This window comes from Pseudomonas sp. S11P7 (assembly GCF_023195435.1).
GTDB lineage: Bacteria > Pseudomonadota > Gammaproteobacteria > Pseudomonadales > Pseudomonadaceae > Aquipseudomonas > Aquipseudomonas fluorescens_G.
The window spans coordinates 262,600-284,144 of the sequence record NZ_JALPKS020000002.1 but is presented as its reverse complement, the minus strand read 5'-3'; the positions used below and the strand labels follow the sequence as shown (position 1 = coordinate 284,144).

Annotated in this window: 21 protein-coding genes; 15 read left to right on the top strand and 6 right to left on the bottom strand. The window is 61.0% G+C overall.

What is annotated here, in order from left to right; all coding sequences use genetic code 11:
* Window positions 1–23: 23 nt before the first annotated feature.
* The 4 genes from M0746_RS01395 to M0746_RS01380 all read left to right on the top strand — a co-directional run bounded on the left by M0746_RS01395 (window position 24) and on the right by M0746_RS01380 (window position 3,385).
* Window positions 24–1,580, top strand: coding sequence for a bifunctional aminoglycoside phosphotransferase/ATP-binding protein (locus M0746_RS01395; RefSeq protein ID WP_258447993.1), 1,557 nt, complete (start codon window positions 24–26; stop codon window positions 1,578–1,580).
* A gap of 91 nt (window positions 1,581–1,671) precedes the next feature.
* Window positions 1,672–2,016, top strand: a complete 345-nt coding sequence (locus M0746_RS01390) for a pentapeptide repeat-containing protein (RefSeq protein ID WP_258447992.1) — start codon at window positions 1,672–1,674, stop codon at window positions 2,014–2,016.
* A 279-nt stretch (window positions 2,017–2,295) separates the two neighbouring features.
* Complete coding sequence (locus M0746_RS01385) at window positions 2,296–2,568, top strand: TfoX/Sxy family protein (RefSeq protein WP_016773175.1); 273 nt, start codon at window positions 2,296–2,298, stop codon at window positions 2,566–2,568.
* Window positions 2,569–2,584: 16 nt separating this feature from the next.
* Window positions 2,585–3,385, top strand: a complete 801-nt coding sequence (locus tag M0746_RS01380) for a Crp/Fnr family transcriptional regulator (RefSeq protein ID WP_258447991.1) — start codon at window positions 2,585–2,587, stop codon at window positions 3,383–3,385.
* Window positions 3,386–3,611: 226 nt separating this feature from the next.
* Here the strand turns inward: M0746_RS01380 and M0746_RS01375 are convergent, their stop codons facing one another.
* From M0746_RS01375 to M0746_RS01360, 4 genes are read right to left on the bottom strand one after another with little or no spacing between them, the layout of a single operon-like run.
* On the bottom strand, window positions 3,612–4,460 hold the full coding sequence (locus M0746_RS01375; RefSeq protein WP_258447990.1) for a ChaN family lipoprotein: 849 nt from the start codon (window positions 4,458–4,460) through the stop codon (window positions 3,612–3,614).
* Between the two features lie 21 nt (window positions 4,461–4,481).
* Complete coding sequence (locus tag M0746_RS01370) at window positions 4,482–5,249, bottom strand: heme ABC transporter ATP-binding protein (protein ID WP_258447989.1); 768 nt, start codon at window positions 5,247–5,249, stop codon at window positions 4,482–4,484.
* Window positions 5,249–6,232 (bottom strand): FecCD family ABC transporter permease, encoded by a 984-nt coding sequence (locus M0746_RS01365; RefSeq protein ID WP_258451418.1) that lies wholly within the window; start codon window positions 6,230–6,232, stop codon window positions 5,249–5,251. The genes M0746_RS01370 and M0746_RS01365 overlap by 1 nt, the downstream gene beginning before the upstream one ends.
* A 50-nt stretch (window positions 6,233–6,282) precedes the next feature.
* Window positions 6,283–7,155, bottom strand: a complete 873-nt coding sequence (locus M0746_RS01360; protein WP_258447988.1) for a heme/hemin ABC transporter substrate-binding protein — start codon at window positions 7,153–7,155, stop codon at window positions 6,283–6,285.
* A gap of 164 nt (window positions 7,156–7,319) precedes the next feature.
* Here M0746_RS01360 and M0746_RS01355 point away from each other — a divergent pair, with 164 nt between their 5' ends.
* Window positions 7,320–7,637 (top strand): Rieske (2Fe-2S) protein, encoded by a 318-nt coding sequence (locus M0746_RS01355; protein ID WP_258447987.1) that lies wholly within the window; start codon window positions 7,320–7,322, stop codon window positions 7,635–7,637.
* Here M0746_RS01355 and sfsA read toward each other — a convergent pair.
* Together sfsA and M0746_RS01345 are read right to left on the bottom strand one after the other, a co-directional pair.
* Window positions 7,634–8,347 (bottom strand): DNA/RNA nuclease SfsA, encoded by a 714-nt coding sequence (gene sfsA, locus M0746_RS01350; protein ID WP_258447986.1) that lies wholly within the window; start codon window positions 8,345–8,347, stop codon window positions 7,634–7,636. The two genes, M0746_RS01355 and sfsA, sit on opposite strands and share 4 nt — an antisense overlap.
* Window positions 8,347–9,516 carry a pyridoxal phosphate-dependent aminotransferase gene (locus M0746_RS01345; RefSeq protein ID WP_208939744.1) on the bottom strand — a complete coding sequence of 390 codons (1,170 nt, stop codon included), beginning with the start codon at window positions 9,514–9,516 and terminating at the stop codon, window positions 8,347–8,349. Before M0746_RS01345 ends, sfsA begins: the two co-directional genes overlap by 1 nt.
* A 332-nt stretch (window positions 9,517–9,848) precedes the next feature.
* On the opposite strand from M0746_RS01345, the gene dksA reads away from it, so the two are divergent.
* The 10 genes from dksA (at window position 9,849) to panD (ending at window position 21,322) form a co-directional block, all read left to right on the top strand.
* Window positions 9,849–10,292: an RNA polymerase-binding protein DksA gene (gene dksA, locus M0746_RS01340; protein WP_258447985.1), complete on the top strand. Its 444-nt coding sequence runs from the start codon at window positions 9,849–9,851 to the stop codon at window positions 10,290–10,292.
* A 208-nt stretch (window positions 10,293–10,500) separates the two neighbouring features.
* Window positions 10,501–11,397 carry a tRNA glutamyl-Q(34) synthetase GluQRS gene (gluQRS, locus tag M0746_RS01335; RefSeq protein WP_258447984.1) on the top strand — a complete coding sequence of 299 codons (897 nt, stop codon included), beginning with the start codon at window positions 10,501–10,503 and terminating at the stop codon, window positions 11,395–11,397.
* Window positions 11,398–11,474: 77 nt separating this feature from the next.
* A complete protein-coding gene (locus M0746_RS01330) occupies window positions 11,475–11,651 on the top strand; it encodes a hypothetical protein (protein WP_003176118.1) in 177 nt (58 codons plus the stop codon).
* Entirely contained in the window at window positions 11,635–14,589 is a 2,955-nt protein-coding gene (locus M0746_RS01325) for a sensor histidine kinase (protein ID WP_258447983.1), read from the top strand. Before M0746_RS01330 ends, M0746_RS01325 begins: the two co-directional genes overlap by 17 nt.
* A gap of 22 nt (window positions 14,590–14,611) precedes the next feature.
* Window positions 14,612–16,048 (top strand): sigma-54-dependent transcriptional regulator, encoded by a 1,437-nt coding sequence (locus M0746_RS01320; protein WP_258447982.1) that lies wholly within the window; start codon window positions 14,612–14,614, stop codon window positions 16,046–16,048.
* Window positions 16,049–16,782: 734 nt separating this feature from the next.
* Window positions 16,783–18,183, top strand: a complete 1,401-nt coding sequence (locus M0746_RS01315; RefSeq protein ID WP_258447981.1) for a polynucleotide adenylyltransferase PcnB — start codon at window positions 16,783–16,785, stop codon at window positions 18,181–18,183.
* Between the two features lie 4 nt (window positions 18,184–18,187).
* A complete protein-coding gene (gene folK / locus M0746_RS01310) occupies window positions 18,188–18,673 on the top strand; it encodes a 2-amino-4-hydroxy-6-hydroxymethyldihydropteridine diphosphokinase (protein ID WP_258447980.1) in 486 nt (161 codons plus the stop codon).
* 400 nt (window positions 18,674–19,073) lie between these two features.
* On the top strand, window positions 19,074–19,874 hold the full coding sequence (gene panB, locus M0746_RS01305) for a 3-methyl-2-oxobutanoate hydroxymethyltransferase (RefSeq protein WP_090286350.1): 801 nt from the start codon (window positions 19,074–19,076) through the stop codon (window positions 19,872–19,874).
* On the top strand, window positions 19,871–20,731 hold the full coding sequence (gene panC, locus M0746_RS01300; RefSeq protein WP_258447979.1) for a pantoate--beta-alanine ligase: 861 nt from the start codon (window positions 19,871–19,873) through the stop codon (window positions 20,729–20,731). The genes panB and panC overlap by 4 nt, the downstream gene beginning before the upstream one ends.
* Window positions 20,732–20,941: 210 nt before the next feature.
* Entirely contained in the window at window positions 20,942–21,322 is a 381-nt protein-coding gene (gene panD, locus M0746_RS01295) for an aspartate 1-decarboxylase (protein WP_093098254.1), read from the top strand.
* Window positions 21,323–21,545: the final 223 nt, after the last annotated feature.

The following is a 21,545-nucleotide window of genomic DNA, read 5'->3' as shown; positions in this document are numbered from 1 at the left end:
TTCCCGTCTCTGAAGGATCGCCCGTGAGCCAGTCCCTGATCGCTGCCCTGCAAAACCCGGCCCTCTACCCGCACCCCGTCGAAGGGTTCCAGGTCATCGAAACCCACATCTCGTGGGTGATTCTCACCGGCCCTTTTGCCTATAAAGTGAAGAAGCCGGTTAATTTCGGCTTCCTCGACTTCACCGGACTGGAATCGCGTGCACATTTCTGCGCTGAAGAACTGCGCCTGAACCAGCGCCTGACCGAGGATTTGTATCTGGAAGTGTTGCCGGTCACCGGCAGCGTCGAGGCACCGCAATTGGGCGGCGAAGGCGCGGCGATCGAATACGTACTGAAAATGCGTCAGTTCCCGCAGACCGGCCTGCTCAGCACCCTGCAAGCTAACGGTGAGCTGACTACCCAGCACATCGATGCGATGGCCGAACAGATCGCCCGCTTCCACCTCAACGCACCGATAGTACCGGCCGAGCACGACGCCGGCACCCCGCAGAGCGTAATGGCGCCGGTCGCGCAAAACTTCGAACAGATCCTGCCGTTCCTCAGCGACAAAAACGACCTGCTGCAACTCGAGGCGCTGAAAGCCTGGGCCGAAAGCAGCTTCGAACGTCTCAAGCCACTGTTCGCCGAGCGCAAGGCTGCGGGTTTCACCCGTGAATGCCACGGCGACATCCACCTGGGCAACGCCACGGTCATCGACGGCAACGTGGTGATCTTCGATTGCATCGAGTTCAACGAGCCGTTCCGTTTCACTGACGTCTGGGCCGACACCGGTTTCCTCGCGATGGACCTGGAAGACCGCGGCCTGAAATCACTGGCGCGACGCTTCATCAGCCAGTACCTGGAACTGACCGGCGACTATCAGGGCCTGGAAGTGCTGAACTTCTATAAAGCCTACCGCGCGCTGGTGCGCGCGAAGGTCGCGCTGTTCAGCATGCCGGCGGACGCGACCGCCGTGCAGCGCGCCACCACCCTGCGCCAGTACCGCAACTACGCCAACCTGGCGGAAAGCTACAGCACCATTCCGTCACGCTTCATGGCGATCACCCACGGCGTGTCCGCGGTCGGCAAAAGCCATGTTGCCATGCGCCTGGTCGAGGCACTGGGCGCGATCCGCCTGCGTTCGGATGTCGAGCGCAAGCGCCTGTTCGGCGAGCAGACCGTCGCCAACGACGTACAGGCCGGGATTTACAGCGCCGATGCCAGCACCGCGACTTATGCGCGCCTGCACGAAATCGCCGAAGTGATCCTGCACGCCGGTTTCCCGGTGGTGATCGACGCCACTTACCTGAAACGCGAACAACGTGACAACGCCGCGAAAATCGCCGAAGCCACCGGCACGCCCTTCCTGATTCTCGACTGCAACGCGCCGCAAGCGGTGATCGAGAGCTGGCTGGCGATGCGCCAAGCCGACCAGAAGGACCCGTCCGACGCCACCCTGGCGGTGATCGAAGCGCAACAGGCCAACCGTGAAGCGCTGACGCCAGAAGAGATTCTGCGCAGCAAACGCGTGCAGACCAATGAATCCGGCACGCTCGACACAGTGGTCGCGCAGATTCGTCAGCGCCTGCCAGGCCTGTAAGAAACTATTTCGGCCGTGAAGCCCTCGCTCGCTTCACGGCCGCCAAATAGTGGCACTATACTGGCGCCATAAAACCAACAGGTGATCTGACATGAGCCAGCCGAAACTTCTCGATACGCCGCTGTATGCCTTGCTGCACAAAGACGACATCACTGGTTTCAACAAGGAGCGTCCGCAGGACGGTCCGATCGACATGGTCGGCGGCGATTTCCGCGGTCTCGATCTGCGCGAGTTGAACGCCGATGGCGTGGATTTCCGCGACGCGTATTTCCGTTCCGCCGATTTGCGTGGCATCGATTTCCGTAACGCACAGCTGGAAGGCGCAAGCCTGGCCCACGCACAGATTTCCGGTGCGTACTTCCCGCCGGAGCTGAGTGCCGACGAGATTCTGATGTCGATGAATTTCGGCACGCGCTTGCGCTATCGCACGCGCTGAGATCGCTGTCAGCCCTGGCCCCCCCTTGTGGGAGCGAGCCTGCTCGCGAAGGCGTAGTGTCAGTCGATATAGGTAGCGGCTGATCCACCGTCTTCGCGAGCAGGCTCGCTCCCACATTTGTTATGCGCTATGCCCCTTCCCTTCTGCATTCGTAGATCTTTATCCCCTTTCTTAGAAGCATTTGCGTCGAATCCGACCAAACAACCACGCTTTTCCTACTGATGGCTACACTCCTGAGAAGCTCGCCCACGCACCATTCGGCCGTCGCAAGGAGGCTTGATGAATGATGAACTGCAACACCTGAAAAATCTTGGCAAGACGTCGGCGCAATGGCTGCATGCCGTGGGCATCCACAGCGCCTCGGACTTGCGTCGGCTCGGCGCAGTGGACGCCTACCGGGCCGTGCGTACCCGCGGTTTTCGTGCATCGAAGGTGTTGTTGTATGCGATCGAAGGCGCCCTGATGGATGTGCACTGGAACGACATCCCCGCCGAGCGCAAGGACGCCCTGAACAAGCAGCTCGAAGCCATTTCCGCGCGTCACAAGAACTGAACGGGCAGCGACCGTCATGTATTTACTGGGCGAACAATCGGCGTATACCGATGCAATGATCAACCGTTTGCAAAGCCTGCCCGTGCAGTGGGTGCGAGATCTCGCTCCTTGCGGGCCGGTTTTGCAGGTGGATGCGACGGATGATTTGCTGCCCCTGTTGCCCGCCGGACAGTTGTTTCTGCTGATTGACGGTGTGATCAACGGCCACATCGGCGCGCGACCGCTGATTTACTGGCAGGAAGGCGATCTGATCGGTCTGCAGCAGGGTGATGCCTGGGCTGATTGTCGTTGGTACTGCGACGCACCGCTGCGTTTGCAGCCCTACCGCCGTGAAGAGCTGTTCCGGCATCTTTACGCTGACGCAGGCCGCGCGGAGCAGTTCGTTGAATACATGCAAGGTCACATGGCCATCCTGGCCCACGCCGTAGCAGAGCTGAAACCGCGCGAATTTCGCAGCACTAACGGTTTCAAACGGGTCGAGGCTGGCGAAACCCTGATCAGGCAGGGTGACGTTGCCGATCATGTGTTTGTGATCATCGACGGGCATGCCGAAGCGTTTGTTGATGGACACAAGGTCGGCGACGTCGCCAGGGACGAGATTTTCGGCGCCATGGCGATCTTCACCGGCGAACCGCGCAACGCCACAGTGATTGCGCGCGTACCGAGCACGGTGATGTTGATCCCGGGTGATCAGTTTTTGAGCATGGCTCGGACGAACCCCAAGATCGCTCACAGCCTGATCGAAAGCATGGCGCGGCGCATCGGCCAATTGAACCGGCAGATCGCACCCGCCACCGTCGCTGACGGCCAACACTGAAGCCCTTGATTTTCGCGGCATTCCGGCCATTTTCGCGACTGAATCGTAAAAACGGCAAATCAGTGGTTGACGCGGTAATGAGAATCGCTATGATTATCACAACTGGTCGCGAGATCAGTCGATATTCTGAAAAGCCCTTGGTTCGGACTCTCAGATTATCTCCTCATCAGGCTAATCACGGTTATTTGACCCGGTTTTTACCGGGTCTTTTTTGCCCGCAAAAAAGTCATTTACCGAACTGTTTGCGCATCTGCTCGCAGTAATCCGGTTTCGACGTGGCAGGTGTGTACCAGACATAATCGGCCATCACCGCAGTCACCTTTTCGCCTTGCTCGGCCAGCATCAGCACTGTGGGGGCATCGGCCGCGCCCAAATCGAGAACATGCAGCGGCACGCCGGCATCCTTGCGTGCATGCCAGGCGCCAGCCAGAAGGATTGAGGGCGTGGGCGCCGCGAGCAGGCGTTCAGCCATGCGCCGATCACGCTGTTGCTGAACCGCCAGCATCGCCGGCATTTGCGATTCGGGCAGCAAGCCGCAGTGGGAATCGCTGATTTGTTCCAACAGTGTGTTTTGCACCGATGCCGCGTTGCTGCGCGCACCGCTCAGCGCGGGAGACTCTCGATAGACTGCGCGGATTTCGTTGTTGTCGAGATTGGCCGCCAGCAGCGGATACGGTTGCGAGAGCGCGAAGCGTACGATCGGACCATAAAGCGTCCAGTCCCAGCCGTCCTGCCAGTCCAGCGCTTTGGCAACATCGGCGGATGCCGGCATCTGCTGCGCGGTAGCCACTTTGGGCTGCTGATCGGGCGTGAGCATTTCCAGCAACAGACTGCCCTGCTGGCGCTGCTCGCCGAGCGCCTGCAACAGCCATAACTGCACAGCGTGGTGATCGGCATTGTCATGTTGCTCACCGATGATCAGTCGCTCGGGATCCGCAAGACGCGTCACCAGTTGCTCTGCGGTCAGCACTTCACCGCTGTGCAGGTCGCGAATTTCGCCACTGACCGGTGCTGGCGCGACAGCATGCTGACACCCTGCAAGCACCACCAGCAGCAACAACCACAGTCTTCGCATGCACACACCTCGACGATTCGGTCAGCGGGCGATGATCAGCGGATGCCCGCGCTCCGGGTGCGGCTGCACCAGCACTTGCAGTCCGAACACCGCTTGCAGTGTATCCGGGCGCAGCACCCGCTCGGGCGTATCCAGGGCCACTGGTCGGCCGTTTTCCAGCAGCAGGATGCGATCGCAATAACGCGCAGCGAGGTTCAGATCATGCAGGATCACCAGCACCGCCGCGCCGCGATCGGCAAACTCACGCACCGCCTGCAAAGTGGTGTGCTGATGCAGCGGATCGAGCATTGAAGTCGGCTCGTCGAGCAACAGCGTTTGCCCGGCCTGCCCCGGCCACAACTGCGCCAGCACCCGCGCCAGGTGCACGCGCTGGCGCTCGCCACCGGACAACGCCAGATAACTGCGCCCGTTCAGATGCCCGGCATCGGCCGCCGCCAATGCCGCAGCGATGATCTCCTCGTCACGCATGCGGCCGCTTTGATAGGGCAAACGGCCCATGCCGACCACTTCTTCGACGCGAAAGGCAAAGTCCAGCGTCGACACCTGCGGCAAGACTGCCAGCCGTTGCGCACGTTCGACTCGCGCCCAGTCATTCAACGGCTTGCCATCGAGCAACACCTCGCCCGCGCTGGCGGCCAACTCCCCGCACAACGCGCCGAGCAACGTACTTTTGCCCGCACCGTTCGGCCCGAGTACGCCGAGCACTTCGCCCGCTTCGAGTTGCAGCGTGACCTCATCGAGCACGGTTTTGCGCCCGCGCTGAATCTGCAGTTTGTGCGCGCTCAGCATCAGGCCCGCCCTCGCAGCAGCAGATAAAGAAAGAACGGTGCGCCGATGAATGCCGTGACGATACCGATCGGCAACTCCGCCGGCGCCAGCGCCAGCCGCGCCACCAGATCGGCGAGCAATAACAGGCTGCCACCGGCCAGCACCGAGGCCGGCAACAGCACGCGATGGTCGGGGCCGGCGAGCAGTCGCACAAGGTGCGGCACCACCAGCCCGACAAAACCGATCATACCCGCCGCCGCCACCGCCGCGCCGACACCCAGTGCGGTGCAGAACACCAGTTCACGCTTGAGCCGCTCGACGTCGATCCCCAGATGCCCGGCCTCCGACTCGCCGAGCAGCAAGGCATTCAAGGCCTTGGCCCGACGCGGCAGCCATAACGCGACAGCGGCGCTGATGATCAGCAACGGCCACAGCCGCGCGTAGCTGGCGCCATTGAGGCTGCCGAGATTCCAGAAGGTCAGCGTGCGCAGGGTCGCGTCATCCGCCAGATAAGTGAACAGGCCGACGGCCGAGCCGGCCAGCGCCGTCAGCGCGATGCCCGCCAGCAACATGGTCGCGACGTGGGTCTGCCCGTTACGCCGGCCGAGTCGATAGACCAGTGCCGTCACCCCGAGCCCGCCGAGAAATGCGCACACCGACAGCAGATACGGCGCGAAGCCTTCCGGCACTTCGCCAAACATCTCGCCGCCAACAATCGCAATCGCTGCTCCCAGCGCTGCGCCACTGGAAACACCGACCAATCCCGGATCGGCCAGCGGATTGCGAAACAAGCCCTGCATCGCCACGCCGGACAACGCCAGCACGCCACCCACCGCCAGACCGAGCAAGGTGCGCGGCAGACGAATCTGTCCAAGGATCAGTTCGGCCTGCTCCAGACCGTCCGGCGCCAGCGGCACCCCCAGCAGGCGCAACGCGGCGCGCAAGGTATCGAACAGCGGCAGGCTGACCGGCCCGAGCGCCAGTGACAGCCAAATTGCCAACAGACACAGCAGTGTCAGGCCGATGAACAGGCCACGCGGTTTGACCAGTGTGGTCATTGGCCGCCCTTGGCCGGATAAAAACCGTCAGACAGGGTTTTCAGTGCAGCCGGCAAGCGCGGCCCGAGCCCGCCGACCAGCAGTGTCGGATCCAGCTCCATCACCCGCCCGGCCCTGGCCGCGCGACTGGAACTCAAAATCGGATTTTCCTTGAATAGCGCGGTTTTCGCCGCCTCGCCGCTCAGCGCACGATCGGCGAATACCAACACTTCGGGATCAAGGCCGGCCAGCGACTCCACCGAAAAGGGTTTGTAACCGCTATGAGTCGCGAGGTTATGCCCGCCTGCCTGTTGCAGCAGCCAATCGGCGGCGGTGTCCTTGCCGGCAATCAGCGGTTTGCCTCCGGCGTGACCGAGCAACAGCAGCACGCCCGGGGCTTTTTGTGCGGTTTGCGCCTGAGCCACCCGCGCCTGTTGCGCATCGAGTTGCTGTTGATAAGTTTGCAGCAGTTGCTTCGCCTGCGCTTCTGCGCCCAACAACTGACCCAGACGAGTGACGTTTTGCGCCAACGTCGGCAGATCCGCTTGCGCCGAAAACAGCTCGACGCGGACCTTGGCTGCCTTGACCTGAGCCAGCACCGGCGGCGGGCCCATTTCTTCGGTGCCGATGAGCATGTCCGGGCGCAGGCTGAGAATGCCCTCGGCAGAAAGACTGCGCTGATAACCGATGCCTGGCAGCGCCTTGAGTGATTGCGGATGCTGGCTGGTGGTATCGACGCCGACCAGTTTCGCTTCGCCGCCCAGCGCACTGACCCATTCCGACAGCGCACCACCGGCGCTGACCCAGCGTTGTGGCAGATCAGCCGCGACAGCGTGATGACTGAACAGCCAGCCGACACACAACGCAGCAATGCGGGGACTCAGGCGCATACACAGCTTCCTTGGGTAAGGTTTCCCGGGCATCCGCAGAGCGAGCCAAGTATCCTCGACAGCTGCCAGACTCCCTGTGGGAGAAGGCGGCCATTTGATAATTGTTTGCATTTAACCGTCAAGCTCGGACATATCCAGACACGAGCAGACTCTTGAGGATAGCCATGAAGTTTCTCTGCGCCGGCACTGAGCTGCCCGAAGCCAGCAGCCGCGGCTTCGAAATCGACGGCAAAAAATTGTTTGCCGTACGCCGTGGCGGACAGGCCTACGTTTATCTGAATCGCTGCCCGCACCGTGGCGTTGGGCTGGAGTGGCAACCTGACCGGTTTCTCGACCCGAGCAACAGCCTGATCCAGTGTGCCACCCATGGCGCACTGTTTCTGATCGAGGACGGTGAATGCGTCGCCGGCCCGTGTGCCGGGCAATCGCTCACGGCGATTGAATGCGAGGAAGACTCGCAAGGCCTGTGGATAAAGGTTTAACCGTTTAGCCGCACCTCGAGTCGGCGGTCGATGACCATTTCCTCATGGTCAAGGCGCACGCCGTAAGCCAGCACTTCCACGCCGCAGGCAACCGCTTCGCGCAGCGCCTCTGCGTAAGCCGAATCGATTTCCTCGGCCGGGCGCACGGCTTCGATGCCGGTCAGGTTTACGCAATACAGCTGCACCGCACGAATGCCGTCGCGCGCCAGATGCGCCAGCTCGCGCAGATGCTTGGCGCCACGCTGGGTCACGGCATCAGGGAACGCCGCCACCGCCGTTTCATCGAAGCCCAGGGTGACGCTTTTCACTTCGACATACGCCGGACCGCTCGGGTATTCGAGGCGAAAATCGATGCGACTTTTTTCCTGCCCGTAGGCGACTTCGCGCTTCAACGCGGTAAAGCCGTTCAGCTCGGTGATAACCCCCGCCTGCAAGGCTTCTTCGACCAACCCATTCGCCCGTGCGGTATTCACACAGAACAAGCGCCCCTGCGGGGTTTCGCCGATCTCCCAGGTGCCGGGCAGCTTGCGCTTGGGGTCATTCGAGCGGCTGAACCAGACCTGCCCGCCCTCAACCTGACAGTTGAGCATTGAGCCGGTGTTGGGACAGTGAATGGTCAGCAACTCGCCGCTAACGGTTTCAATATCAGCGAGGAAACGTTTGTATCGGCGGATCAGGCGAGCTTCTTCAAGCTGTGGATAAAAGCGCATCAGCCTTGCCAGCTCTTCAAGCCACGGGCGATACGCTCCACCGCTTCCTGTAAGCGATCAAGGTTTTGCGTGTAGGCAAAACGCACATGGTGGCTGGCCTGATAGCGGCCAAAATCCAGGCCCGGGGTGAAGGCAACGTGCTCGGTTTCGAGGAAATGCTGACAGAACGCGAAGGCATCGCCGCCGAACTGGCTGATATCGGCGTACAGATAAAACGCTCCTTCAGGCTCGACGGCAATGTTGAAGCCCAGTTCGCGCAGCGCCGGCAGAAGGAAATCGCGGCGGCGGCCGAATTCGGCGCGGCGCTCTTCGAAAATTGCGATCGTCGCCGGCTCGAAACAGGCCAGCGCCGCGTGCTGCGCCATGCTCGGCGCGCTGATGTAGAGGTTTTGCGCCAGCTTTTCCAGCTCGCTCACCGCTGCGTCCGGCGCGACCAGCCAGCCGAGGCGCCAACCGGTCATGCCGAAATACTTGGAGAAGCTGTTGAGCACGAACGCACCGTCATCCACTTGCAGAACGCTGGCGGCATCGGTGCCATACGTCAGGCCGTGATAGATCTCGTCGACCACCAGATGACCGTGACGCGCCTTGATGGCGGTGGATAACCCGGCCAGTTCATCGCGAGTCAGAATCGTCCCGGTCGGGTTGGCCGGCGACGCAACCAATGCGCCCACGCTGTCGCGATCCCAGTGCCGCGCGACCAGATCGGGGGTCAGTTGATAGCGCACGTCCGGCCCGACCGGCACCAATTGCGCCGCGCCCTCGACCAGCCGCAGGAAATGCCGGTTGCACGGGTAGCCGGGGTCGGCCAGCAACCAGTGCTTGCCGGGATCGACCAGCAACGCACTGGCCAGCAGCAGCGCGCCGGAGCCGCCCGGGGTGATCAGAATCCGCCGCGGATCAATGTTCAGCCCGTACCGCGATTGATAGAACCCGGCAATCGCCTCGCGCAACTCGGGAATCCCGCGCGCCGCGGTGTAGCGGGTCTTGCCCGCCGTCAGCGCCGCTTGCCCGGCGCGAATGATCGGCTCGGCGGTGGTGAAGTCCGGCTCGCCGATCTCCAGATGGATCACGTCGTGCCCGGCGGCCTGCAATTCATTGGCCCGCGCGAGCAGCGCCATCACATGAAACGGTTCGATCGCACGACTGCGCGCACTGTAGGGGGCCATTGAAATGCCTTCGACGGAAAAAAGAGACGATTCTACCTGTCTGCCGGAACGAGCGAGAACCCGTGAAGGTCACAGCCTCAAGAACGCTGGACTGTAACGATCTGAACGTACGCTCCAGGATTGACTAAAATCAGTGATTGAACAGGTCTCCATTCCCACAGACACGGCTTGCCAAACATCTGCAAGCGCCACCCGCCGGGGGCTCGACATCCGGGAGTAGCGCAGGCTGATTTGATCTGGTAAGTTCGCCCGCTTGCAGCCGCAGGGCCGGCAGGTGTCGGTGATGGAGCAATCCTGCGCAATGGATTACAAGAGTAGAGGCGGTCTATTTCATGTCCACCCAAGCAAAGCAACAGCAGCAAGCGACGATCAGCGGCTTCGAACCTTACGTTCCGAAGGCGGGTGAAGAGTACATGGGCGCTCCGATGCGCGCGCACTTCACCAAGATCCTGAACAAGTGGAAACAGGACTTGATGCAGGAAGTCGACCGTACGGTTGATCACATGAAAGACGAAGCGGCCAACTTCCCTGACCCGGCCGACCGTGCCAGCCAGGAAGAAGAGTTCGCCCTCGAACTGCGCGCCCGCGACCGCGAGCGCAAGCTGATCAAGAAGATCGACAAGACGCTTGAGCTGATTCAGGACGAAGAATACGGCTGGTGCGAGTCCTGCGGCATCGAGATCGGCGTCAAGCGCCTCGAAGCCCGCCCGACGGCGGATCTGTGCATCGACTGCAAGACCCTGGCGGAAATCAAGGAAAAACAGGTCGGCAAGTGATTGCGACCTGAACGAAAAACGGAGCGTGCGAACGCTCCGTTTTTGTTTCTGACATTTGCCTGCCTAACCTGCTTCTGCCTTTGTGGGAGCGAGCCTGCTCGCGAAAGCGGTGTTCCAGTCAACATTGAATTGTCTGGAAGTGCGCATTCGCGAGCAGGCTCGCTCCCACAGGGATAAGCTGAGTCAACTCTGAATAGCTTTCGTCCCCATGACCGTAAGAACCTCCCCCGCCTACATCGGCCGATTCGCCCCGACCCCCAGTGGCCACTTGCACTTCGGTTCGCTGGTCGCCGCCCTCGCCTCCTACCTCGACGCACGCTCGGTTGGCGGGCGCTGGCTGGTGCGCATGGAAGATCTCGATCCGCCGCGCGAAGAGCCCGGTGCGCAAGCGGCGATTCTCAAGGCGCTGGAGAGTTACGGTTTCGAATGGGACGGCAGAATGGTGCGTCAGAGCGATCGCCACGACGCCTATGCCGAAGTGCTCAACAGCCTGTTCAATCACGGCCTGGCCTACGCCTGCACGTGCTCGCGCAAACAACTCGAACCGTACAACGGCATTTATCCGGGCTTTTGTCGCAACGCTGGTCATGATCAGCAGGACGCGGCGATCCGCCTGCGCGTGCCGGAGCTGGAGTATCACTTCATCGACCGCGTGCAGGGCGAGTACCGCCAGCATCTGGGCCGGGATGTCGGCGACTTTGTCATTCGTCGTCGCGACGGGCTCTACGCCTATCAACTGGCGGTGGTGCTGGATGACGCCTGGCAAGGCATCACCGACATCGTGCGTGGCGCCGATCTGCTCGACTCGACCCCGCGCCAGTTGTATCTGCAGGAATTGCTCGGCCTGCGTCAGCCGCGCTACCTGCACCTGCCGCTCATCACCCAGCCGGACGGCAACAAACTCGGCAAGTCGTACCGCTCGCCGCCGCTTGCGGCCGACCAGGCCACACCGTTACTGCTGCGAGCCCTGCGCGCGCTGGGGCAGAACCCCGGCTCTGAACTCGCCCACGCTTCGCCGCGTGAACTGCTCGCCTGGGGCAGCACGCACTGGGATGCGGCGAAAATCCCGCGCACACTGACCCTGCCTGAGGCGCAACTGCAATGACGCCCCTTGCAGTCACGCGCCCATCCGTTACCATCGCCGCACGTTTTCGGGCACGCGCATAAAAAAGAGAGGCCGGGATGTACATCTATCGCTTGGTCCTGCTTTTAGTCGTGGGGATCTACCTGTTTTCCCCCGCCATCATGGATTGGTGGATCGACGCGACGGGCGCCTGGTATCGCCCTTATCTGCTCTGGCTGATCCTGATTGTCGTGACCTTCATCCTGCAGAGCCAAAAAGATGCCGATGAGCTTTAGCCTGACCCAGATGATCCTGGTCAGCGCCGCGTACCTGGCGGCGCTGTTTGGCGTTGCCTGGGTCAGCGAACGGGGCATGATCCCGCGCGCGATCATTCGCCACCCGCTGACCTACACCTTGTCGCTGGGAGTCTATGCCAGTGCCTGGGCGTTCTACGGCACGGTCGGCCTTGCCTATCAATATGGCTACGGCTTTCTCTCCAGTTACCTGGGCGTGTCCGGTGCGTTTCTGCTGGCGCCAGTGCTGCTCTATCCGATCCTGAAAATCACCCGCACCTATCAACTGTCGTCGCTGGCGGACCTGTTCGCGTTTCGTTTTCGCAGCACCTGGGCCGGCGCGCTGACCACGATCTTCATGCTGATCGGCGTACTGCCGCTGCTGGCCCTGCAGATTCAGGCCGTGGCCGATTCGATCGGTATCCTCACCGGCGAGCCGATCCAGAGCCGCGTCGCCCTGGCATTTTGCGCGCTGATCATTCTGTTCACGATCTTCTTCGGCTCGCGACACATCGCCACCCGCGAGAAACACGAAGGGCTGGTGTTTGCGATTGCCTTCGAGTCGGTGATCAAGCTGGTCGCCCTCGGCGGCGTCGGCCTGTATGCGTTGTACGGCGTGTTCGACGGTCCGCAACAACTCGAACTGTGGCTGCTGCAAAACCAGACCGCCCTCGCCGCGTTGCATACGCCGTTGCAGGAAGGGCCGTGGCGCACGCTGCTGCTGGTGTTCTTCGCCTCGGCGATCGTCATGCCGCACATGTACCACATGACCTTTACCGAAAACCTCAACCCGCGCTCGCTGGTCAGCGCCAGTTGGGGTTTGCCGCTGTTTCTGCTGCTGATGAGCCTGGCGGTGCCGCTGATTCTCTGGGCCGGGTTGAAACTCGGCGCCACGACCAACCCGGAATATTTCACCCTTGGCATCGGCATCGCCGCCAACAGCAAACCGCTGGCGTTGCTCGCGTATGTCGGCGGGCTGTCGGCGGCCAGCGGGCTGATCATCGTGACCACGCTGGCGCTGTCGGGCATGGCACTGAATCATCTGGTGCTGCCGCTTTATCAGCCACCGGCCGAAGGCAATATCTACCGCTGGCTGAAGTGGACGCGCCGCGCGCTGATCGTCGCGATCATCATGGCCGGTTTCGGCTTTTACCTGATGCTCGGCGCCGAGCAGGATCTGGCCAACCTCGGGATTGTCGCGTTCGTGGCGACCCTGCAATTCTTGCCGGGGGTACTGTCGGTGCTGTACTGGCCGACCGCCAATCGGCGCGGCTTCATCGCCGGCCTGTTGGCGGGGATTCTGGTCTGGGTGGTGACCATGTTGTTGCCACTGGTCGGCAATCTGCAGGGTTTCTACATTCCGCTGCTGAACATGATCTACGTGCTCGACGACACCAGTTGGCACATGGCGGCGATCGCCTCGCTGGCGGCCAACGTGTTGATGTTCACCTTGATCTCGCTGTTCACCAACGCCAGCCCTGAAGAAGCCAGTGCCGCCGAAGCCTGCGCTGTGGATAACGTGCGTCGTCCACAACGCCGCGAACTGCACGCCGCCTCGCCGCAGGAATTCGCCACGCAACTGGCGAAACCGCTGGGCGCCAAGGCTGCGCAGAAAGAAGTCGAGCAAGCGCTGCGTGACCTGTATCTGCCGTTCGACGAGCGCCGCCCGTACGCCTTGCGCCGTTTGCGCGACCGCATCGAGGCCAACCTGTCCGGGCTGATGGGCCCGAGCGTCGCCCAGGACATGGTCGAAACCTTCCTGCCGTACAAGGCCGGCGGCGAAAACTACGTCACCGAAGACATCCATTTCATCGAAAGTCGCCTTGAGGATTACCACTCGCGCCTCACAGGACTTGCCGCCGAACTCGATGCGCTGCGCCGCTACCACCGCCAGACCCTGCAGGAACTGCCGATGGGTGTCTGTTCGCTGGCCAAGGATCAGGAGATCCTGATGTGGAACAAGGCCATGGAAGAACTCACCGGGATCGCCGCGCAGCGTGTCGTCGGTTCGCGCTTGAGTACCATTGGCGAGCCGTGGAAAGATCTGTTGCAGGGCTTCATCAATCTGCCCGACGAGCATTTGCATAAACAGCATCTCGCCCTCGATGGCCAGACCCGTTGGCTGAACCTGCACAAGGCGGCGATCGACGAGCCGCTGGCGCCGGGCAACAGTGGCTTGGTGTTGCTGGTGGAGGATCTGACCGAAACGCAGATGCTCGAAGACAAACTGGTGCATTCCGAGCGCCTGGCCAGCATCGGCCGCCTTGCGGCGGGCGTGGCCCACGAAATCGGCAACCCGATTACCGGCATCGCCTGTCTGGCGCAGAATCTGCGCGAAGAGCGCGAAGACGACGGCGAGCTGACGGAAATCAGCGGGCAGATTCTCGAGCAGACCAAACGCGTCTCGCGCATCGTTCAATCGTTGATGAGTTTCGCTCACGCCGGCAGCCATCAGCACAGCGACGAGCCGGTTTGTCTGGCCGAAGTGGCACAGGACGCGATTGGTCTGCTGGCGCTGAATCGACGCAATTTTGAAGTGCAGTTCTACAACCTGTGCGATCCCGATCATTGGGTCGAAGGCGATCCGCAGCGACTCGCCCAGGTCTTGATCAACCTGCTCTCCAACGCTCGCGACGCCTCGCCGCCGCACAGTGCGGTACGGGTCAAGAGCGAAGCCGGCGAACACACGGTCGATCTGATCGTCGAAGACGAAGGCAGCGGTATTCCGAAGAACATCATGGACCGATTGTTCGAACCTTTTTTCACCACCAAGGATCCGGGTGAAGGCACCGGTCTGGGCCTTGCACTGGTCTATTCCATCGTTGAAGAGCATTATGGACAAATCACCATCGACAGCCCGGCTGATGTCACCAGCCAGCGCGGCACCCGTATCCGGGTGACATTGCCGCGTCATGTCGAAGCGACGTCCGCTGTGAACTGAGACCGTCGAGAGTATCGAATCAATGCCGCACATTTTGATCGTCGAAGACGAAACAATTATCCGCTCCGCCTTGCGCCGCCTGCTGGAACGCAACCAGTACCAGGTCAGCGAAGCCGGTTCAGTGCAGGAAGCACAAGAACGCTTCACCATTCCTACGTTCGATCTGATCGTCAGCGATCTGCGCCTGCCGGGCGCGCCGGGCACCGAGCTGATCAAGCTCGGCCAAGGCACGCCGGTGCTGATCATGACCAGCTACGCCAGCCTGCGCTCGGCGGTCGACTCGATGAAGATGGGCGCGGTCGATTACATCGCCAAGCCTTTCGACCACGATGAAATGCTGCAAGCGGTGGCCCGCATCCTGCGTGATCGTCAGTCGGCACCTGCTGCCGCTGAAACCGCCTCGAGCAAGCCTGCCACTGGCAACGGCAAAGCTTCTGTGGATAACAGCAACGGTGAAATCGGCATCATCGGTTCCTGCCCGCCGATGCAGGATCTGTACAGCAAGATCCGCAAAGTCGCGCCGACCGATTCCAATGTGCTGATCCAGGGCGAGTCCGGTACCGGTAAGGAACTGGTGGCCCGCGCCCTGCACAACCTGTCGAAACGCGCCAAGGCACCGATGATCTCGGTGAACTGCGCGGCCATTCCGGAAAGCCTGATCGAGTCCGAGCTGTTCGGCCACGAGAAAGGCGCGTTCACCGGCGCCAGCGCCGGGCGTGCCGGCCTAGTCGAAGCGGCGGACGGCGGCACGCTGTTTCTCGACGAGATCGGCGAACTGCCGCTGGAAGCTCAGGCGCGTCTGCTGCGTGTTTTGCAGGAAGGTGAAATTCGCCGGGTCGGCTCGGTGCAGTCGCAGAAAGTCGACGTGCGCCTGATCGCCGCGACTCACCGCGATCTCAAGAGTCTGGCGAAAATCGGCCAGTTCCGTGAAGACCTTTATTACCGTCTGCACGTGATCGCCCTGAAACTACCGGCCCTGCGCGAGCGTGGCGCCGACGTCAACGAAATCGCCAATGCCTTCCTCGCCCGCCAAAGCGCGCGCATCAACCGTACCGACCTGAAATTTGCCGCCGATGCCGAACAGGCCATTCGGCATTACTCCTGGCCGGGTAACGTGCGCGAGCTGGAGAACGCTGTCGAGCGCGCAGTGATTCTCAGTGAAAGTCCGGAGATTTCGGCCGACCTGCTGGGCATCGACATCGAGCTGAGCGATCTGGAAGACGACGAGTTCATCGGCCTGCCGCCGCAAACCGGCGGTAACGCCAGCAACAGCAGCCATGAGCCGACCGAGGATCTGTCGCTGGAAGACTACTTCCAGCACTTCGTCCTCGAGCATCAGGACCACATGACCGAGACTGAACTGGCGCGCAAACTGGGCGTGAGTCGCAAATGCCTGTGGGAACGCCGCCAGCGCCTGGGCATTCCGCGGCGTAAAACCGGGGTGGCGAGCGAGAGCTGAACGTTACCTGTCGCGTGCGCGGGTAACGCATGAGATTGTGAAAAAACTGTTACCGCAGTCGATTCACGTAACAGAAGCCGGGGTTATCGGTAACGAAACCCCGGCTTTTTTTCGCCCCTGCAAAACGGTTATATCGACCTAACCCCTTGTTTCACTGGGGTTCGCAAAAGTTGGCACGCACCCTGCTATATGTTTGGTACAAGAACAATAACAAGCAATGTACAAGACAATAAAAATAAGACGAATCGACTCACGCACAATAAAAACAAGACGGCGAGAGGCGCAGCTAACTGATTCTTTTGGAGAGGCGTTGTATTTGGGGCTTGCCCCACGACCAGGCCGAGAACAACAAAAACTGTCCTAAGACAGAGCCTGTACTGGTTGGATCGACAGATCACTGCAATTCAGCGACCAAAGCAATCCGTTTGCTCTTGGCTCCCGATTGGGAGGGTCACGAAGGAAACACTTCGTGGCGAGGGCACTCAACAAAAACAAGAAGCCCGAATCAATAATAAAAAGAGCACGCAACTACTTCTTGGGGAGCTTCGGCTCCCCTTGTAGTTTCTCCCTTCTGTAAAAAATCCTCCGATCACCCCCGCTCCACCCTTGTAGCTTGCGGCTTTCAGCTTGAATCTGCTGTGTCCTACACCATCCCTCGACTAAATGCTAGAATCTGCGCCCATCATGCGGTCATTCTTTGGTATGGCCGAACATTCCTTCAAACAGTGCATCCCATGCTGAAGAAGCTGTTCCAGTCATTCCGAACTCCCGTGCGTCGTACGCAACACATCCGCAGCACCCCTGAAGTGCTCAACAGCGGTCAACACTCGCTGCAGAAAACGCAATTCAGCCGCTATGCGGTGAATATCGTCGAACGCCTGCAAGGTGCCGGTTACCAGGCCTATCTGGTCGGCGGTTGCGTGCGCGACATGCTGCTGGGCATTACGCCCAAGGATTTCGACGTCGCCACCAGCGCCACCCCCGAACAAGTGCGTGCCGAATTCCGCAATGCGCGAATCATCGGCCGCCGCTTCAAGCTGGTACATATCCATTTCGGTCGCGAAATCATTGAAGTCGCGACCTTCCGCGCCAACCATCCGGTCAACGAAGACGAGGAAGACAGCAACCAGTCTTCGCGCAACGAGAGCGGGCGGATTCTGCGCGACAACGTCTATGGCACCCTGGAAGAAGACGCGCAACGCCGCGACTTCACCATCAACGCCCTGTATTACGATCCGGTCAGCGAGCGCATCCTCGACTACGCCAACGGCGTGCACGACATCCGCAATCATTTGATCCGGCTGATCGGCGACCCGAAGCAGCGTTACCAGGAAGACCCGGTGCGCATGCTGCGGGCGGTGCGTTTCGCCGCCAAGCTCAACTTCGGTATCGAGAAGCACACCGTGCAGCCGATCCGCGAACTGGCGCCGATGTTGCGCGAGATTCCATCGGCGCGGCTGTTCGAAGAAGTGCTCAAGCTGTTCCTCTCGGGTCACGGCGCGATCACTTTCGAAATGCTCGTCGATCTGCAACTGTTCGCCCCGCTGTTCCCGGCCAGCGCCGACGCGCTGGAATACAACCCGGAATATACGCACACGCTGATCAGCGAAGCCCTGACCAACACCGACCTGCGCATCAAGCAGAACAAACCGGTAACCCCGGCGTTCCTCTTTGCTGCGTTGTTGTGGCCTGCGCTGCCAGCACGAGTGTTGCGCTTGCAGGAACGTGGCATGCCGCCGATTCCGGCGATGCAGGAAGCAGCCCACGAGCTGATCGCCGAGCAGTGCCAGCGCATCGCCATTCCGAAACGCTTCACCATGCCGATCCGCGAAATCTGGGACATGCAGGAGCGTCTGCCACGGCGCAGCGGCAAACGCGCCGACCTGCTGCTGGACAACCCGCGTTTCCGTGCCGGTTACGACTTCCTGCTGCTGCGTGAAAGCGCTGGCGAGGAAACCGACGGCCTCGGCGAATGGTGGACCGACTACCAGGACGCCAATGACAGCGAACGTCGCGACATGATCCGTGACCTCGGCGGCAAAGGTGACGACACCAGCGGCGCGCCACGCAAGCGTCGTCGCAGCAGCGGCGCCAAGCGCAAACGCGCCGGCGCACCGAGCGCTACAGGCGAGTAAGGCGATGGAACGCGTCTACCTTGGCCTGGGCAGCAATCTGGCTGACCCGGCCGAACAATTGCGCAGCGCCGTCGCGGCGCTGGGGCAAGTGCCGCACACCCGCGTTGTCGGTGTTTCAGCGTTCTATCAAAGCGACTCGCTACTGCCGGGCCAACCGCGTTACACCAACGCCGTTGCCGCGCTCGACACCGACCTCGCGCCGTTGACGCTGCTCGACGCATTGCAGGCAATCGAGAACGATCAGGGCCGCGAACGTCTGGAACGTTGGGGCCCGCGCACGCTGGATCTGGATATCCTGTTGTTCGGCGATCGCCTGATCGACGAGCCACGATTGAAGGTTCCGCATTATCAGATGCAGGAACGCGCGTTCGTGCTCTATCCGCTGGCCGAACTGGCACCGCAGGATCTGCGCCTGGCCGACGGCCGCACGTTGACAGACTTGCTGGCCGCCTGCCCGTTCGTCGGTCTGGAACGCATTTTCCAAGCCTGACGCAAATCCAGATTGCAGGAGTGAGCCTGCTCGCGATAGCGGTGGGTCAGTCACGGAAATGTTGATTGACCCACCGCTATCGCGAGCAGGCTCACTCCTACAGTTGATCGCATCATATTCACGATTCTTGTCTGACAAAAAATCCTCGAATCAGCCCCGCCGCGCCGCTGAATCGCATCAGTAACGCCGGTAACACCGTGCGCGTAACAATGCGGTAACACACGCAATTGACTTCCGCTTGGCTCCTCACGACTATAGGCGTCCCGCTGCCGCCAACCCGGCACATACGGGCGCAATCCAGGCCTTATAAGCACGACAAAAGAGCGTGCGCCTGAGTAGATGACGAATCACGCGCGTTACTCGCTGTAGTTTCCAGAGCGCCTGAACGAGGATTTTTTACATGCCAGCCATTACCCTGACCACGCTCCAGAGCCTCAAGCAGAAAGGTGAAAAGATCACCATGCTGACCTGCTATGACGCGACCTTCGCCCATGCCTGCAACCAGGCCGGTGTCGAAGTGCTGCTGGTGGGCGACTCCCTCGGCATGGTCCTGCAAGGTCACGACAGTACTTTGCCGGTGACCACCGCAGAAATGGCCTATCACACCGCCTGCGTCAAACGCGGCAACAGCGACGCGCTGATCCTGGCCGACCTGCCTTTCATGGCCAACGCCACCCTCGAACAGACTCTGAGCAACAGCGCCACGCTGATGCAGGCCGGTGCGCACATGGTCAAGGTCGAAGGCGCACTGTGGCTGGCCGAGTCGATTCGCCTGCTCGCCGAACGCGGTGTGCCGGTCTGCGCGCACATGGGGCTGACCCCGCAAGCAGTGAACATTCTCGGTGGCTATAAAGTGCAAGGCCGCAACGAGAACCAGGCGCGGCAGATGCGCGCCGACGCGATCTCGCTGGAACAGGCCGGTGCAGCGATGCTGCTGCTTGAATGCGTGCCGAGTGAACTGGCCGCGGAGATCAGCCAGGCGGTGAAGATTCCGGTCATTGGTATCGGTGCCGGCAACGCCACGGATGGTCAGGTTCTGGTGCTGCACGACATGCTCGGCCTGTCGATCACCGGTCGCGTGCCGAAATTCGTCAAGAACTTCATGCACGGCCAGGACAGCATCCAGTCCGCGCTGAAGGCTTACGTCAGCGAAGTCAAAGCCACCACGTTCCCCGGCATCGAACATGGATTCTCCGCATGAACACCGTCAAAACCGTACGTGAACTGCGCGCCGCCGTCGCCCGCGCGCGCAGCGAAGGCAAGCGCATCGGCTTCGTGCCGACCATGGGTAACCTGCACAGCGGTCACGTCGCGCTGGTGACCAAAGCCACGCAACGGGTGGATTTCGTCGTTGCGAGCATTTTCGTCAATCCGCTGCAATTCGGCGCCGGCGAAGACCTCGACAAATACCCGCGTACGCTGGTAGCCGATCAGGAAAAACTGCTCGAGGCTGGCTGCTCGCTGCTGTTCGCCCCAACCGTTGAAGAGATGTACCCCGACGGCATGGCCGGCCAAACCCGCGTCAGCGTGCCGCAATTGTCCGAAGGCCTGTGTGGCGCCAGCCGTCCCGGGCACTTCGAGGGCGTGGCGACCGTGGTCAGCAAGCTGTTCAACATGGTCCAGCCGGACCTGGCGATTTTCGGCCAGAAGGATTATCAGCAACTGGCGGTGATCCGCGCGCTGGTGCACGACCTGAACATGCCGATCCAGATCATCGGCGAGCCGACCGTACGTGCTGCAGACGGCCTGGCGCTGTCTTCGCGCAATGGCTTTTTGACTGAAGAGCAACGTGCGGTGGCACCGGTGGTGTACCGCTCGCTGAGCAGCATTGCCGAGTCGATCAAGCAAGGTGAACGCGACTACCCGGCGCTGATCAGTACACAGTTGCAGGCGCTTGAAGCGGCTGGCCTGCGCCCGGATTATCTGGAAATTCGCCACGGTCTGACGCTGCGTCCGGCAACGGCTGAGGATCGTGACCTGGTGATTCTGGTGGCGGCGTTTCTCGGCACCACGCGGTTGATCGATAATTTGCATCTGAACCTCGATACACCCGCTTAAAACCACCGCCGCAATATCCCTGTGGAAGCGAGCCTGCTTGCGAATGTGCCAGTCAGCTGACAACGATGTCGACTGATCCGACGCTTTCGCGAGCAGGCTCGCTCCCACAGTGTTTTTCAAGGTCCGAAAGATTGCATTCCAGCCATATTGCCGCCCCCAAAGCCTTCGGGCACACTGCCCGCCGTTCGATTCCAACCCGGGAAGCCCCCAATGCACGCGATCATGCTCAAGGCCAAACTGCACCGCGCGGAAGTCACCCATGCGGTGCTCGATTACGAAGGTTCGTGCGCCATCGATGGCGAATGGCTGGACCTGTCCGGCATTCGTGAATACGAGCAGATCCAGATTTACAACGTCGATAACGGCGAGCGCTTCACCACTTACGCGATTCGTGGCGAAGAAGGCTCGCGGATGATTTCAGTCAACGGCGCGGCTGCGCATAAGGCCAGCGTCGGTCACCGCGTGATCATCTGCGCCTACGCGCATTACAGCGAAGCCGAACTGGTCAACTTCAAGCCGCGCATGCTCTATATGGCGCCCGGCAACGAGCTGAGCCACACCAGTAACGCCATCCCCGTTCAGCTCGCCTGAATCGCCGCAACGCCCGCTCCTTCTCCGTTTGTCGGCCAAATCCCTGTTCGGATGTTAAAAAAGTACAGGGATCTGGTCAGACAAAGTCAAGACAGATCGCAGCGCGAGGTTTACTGTATTCGCCCTGTGTCCGCAAATCGTGTCGATGCAGTCGATCCCGCGCCTCACCAGCGGCGTGCCGGGTCTGTTCAGTGTTCAAAAGGCCGTTCAAGTAAAAAGGAAA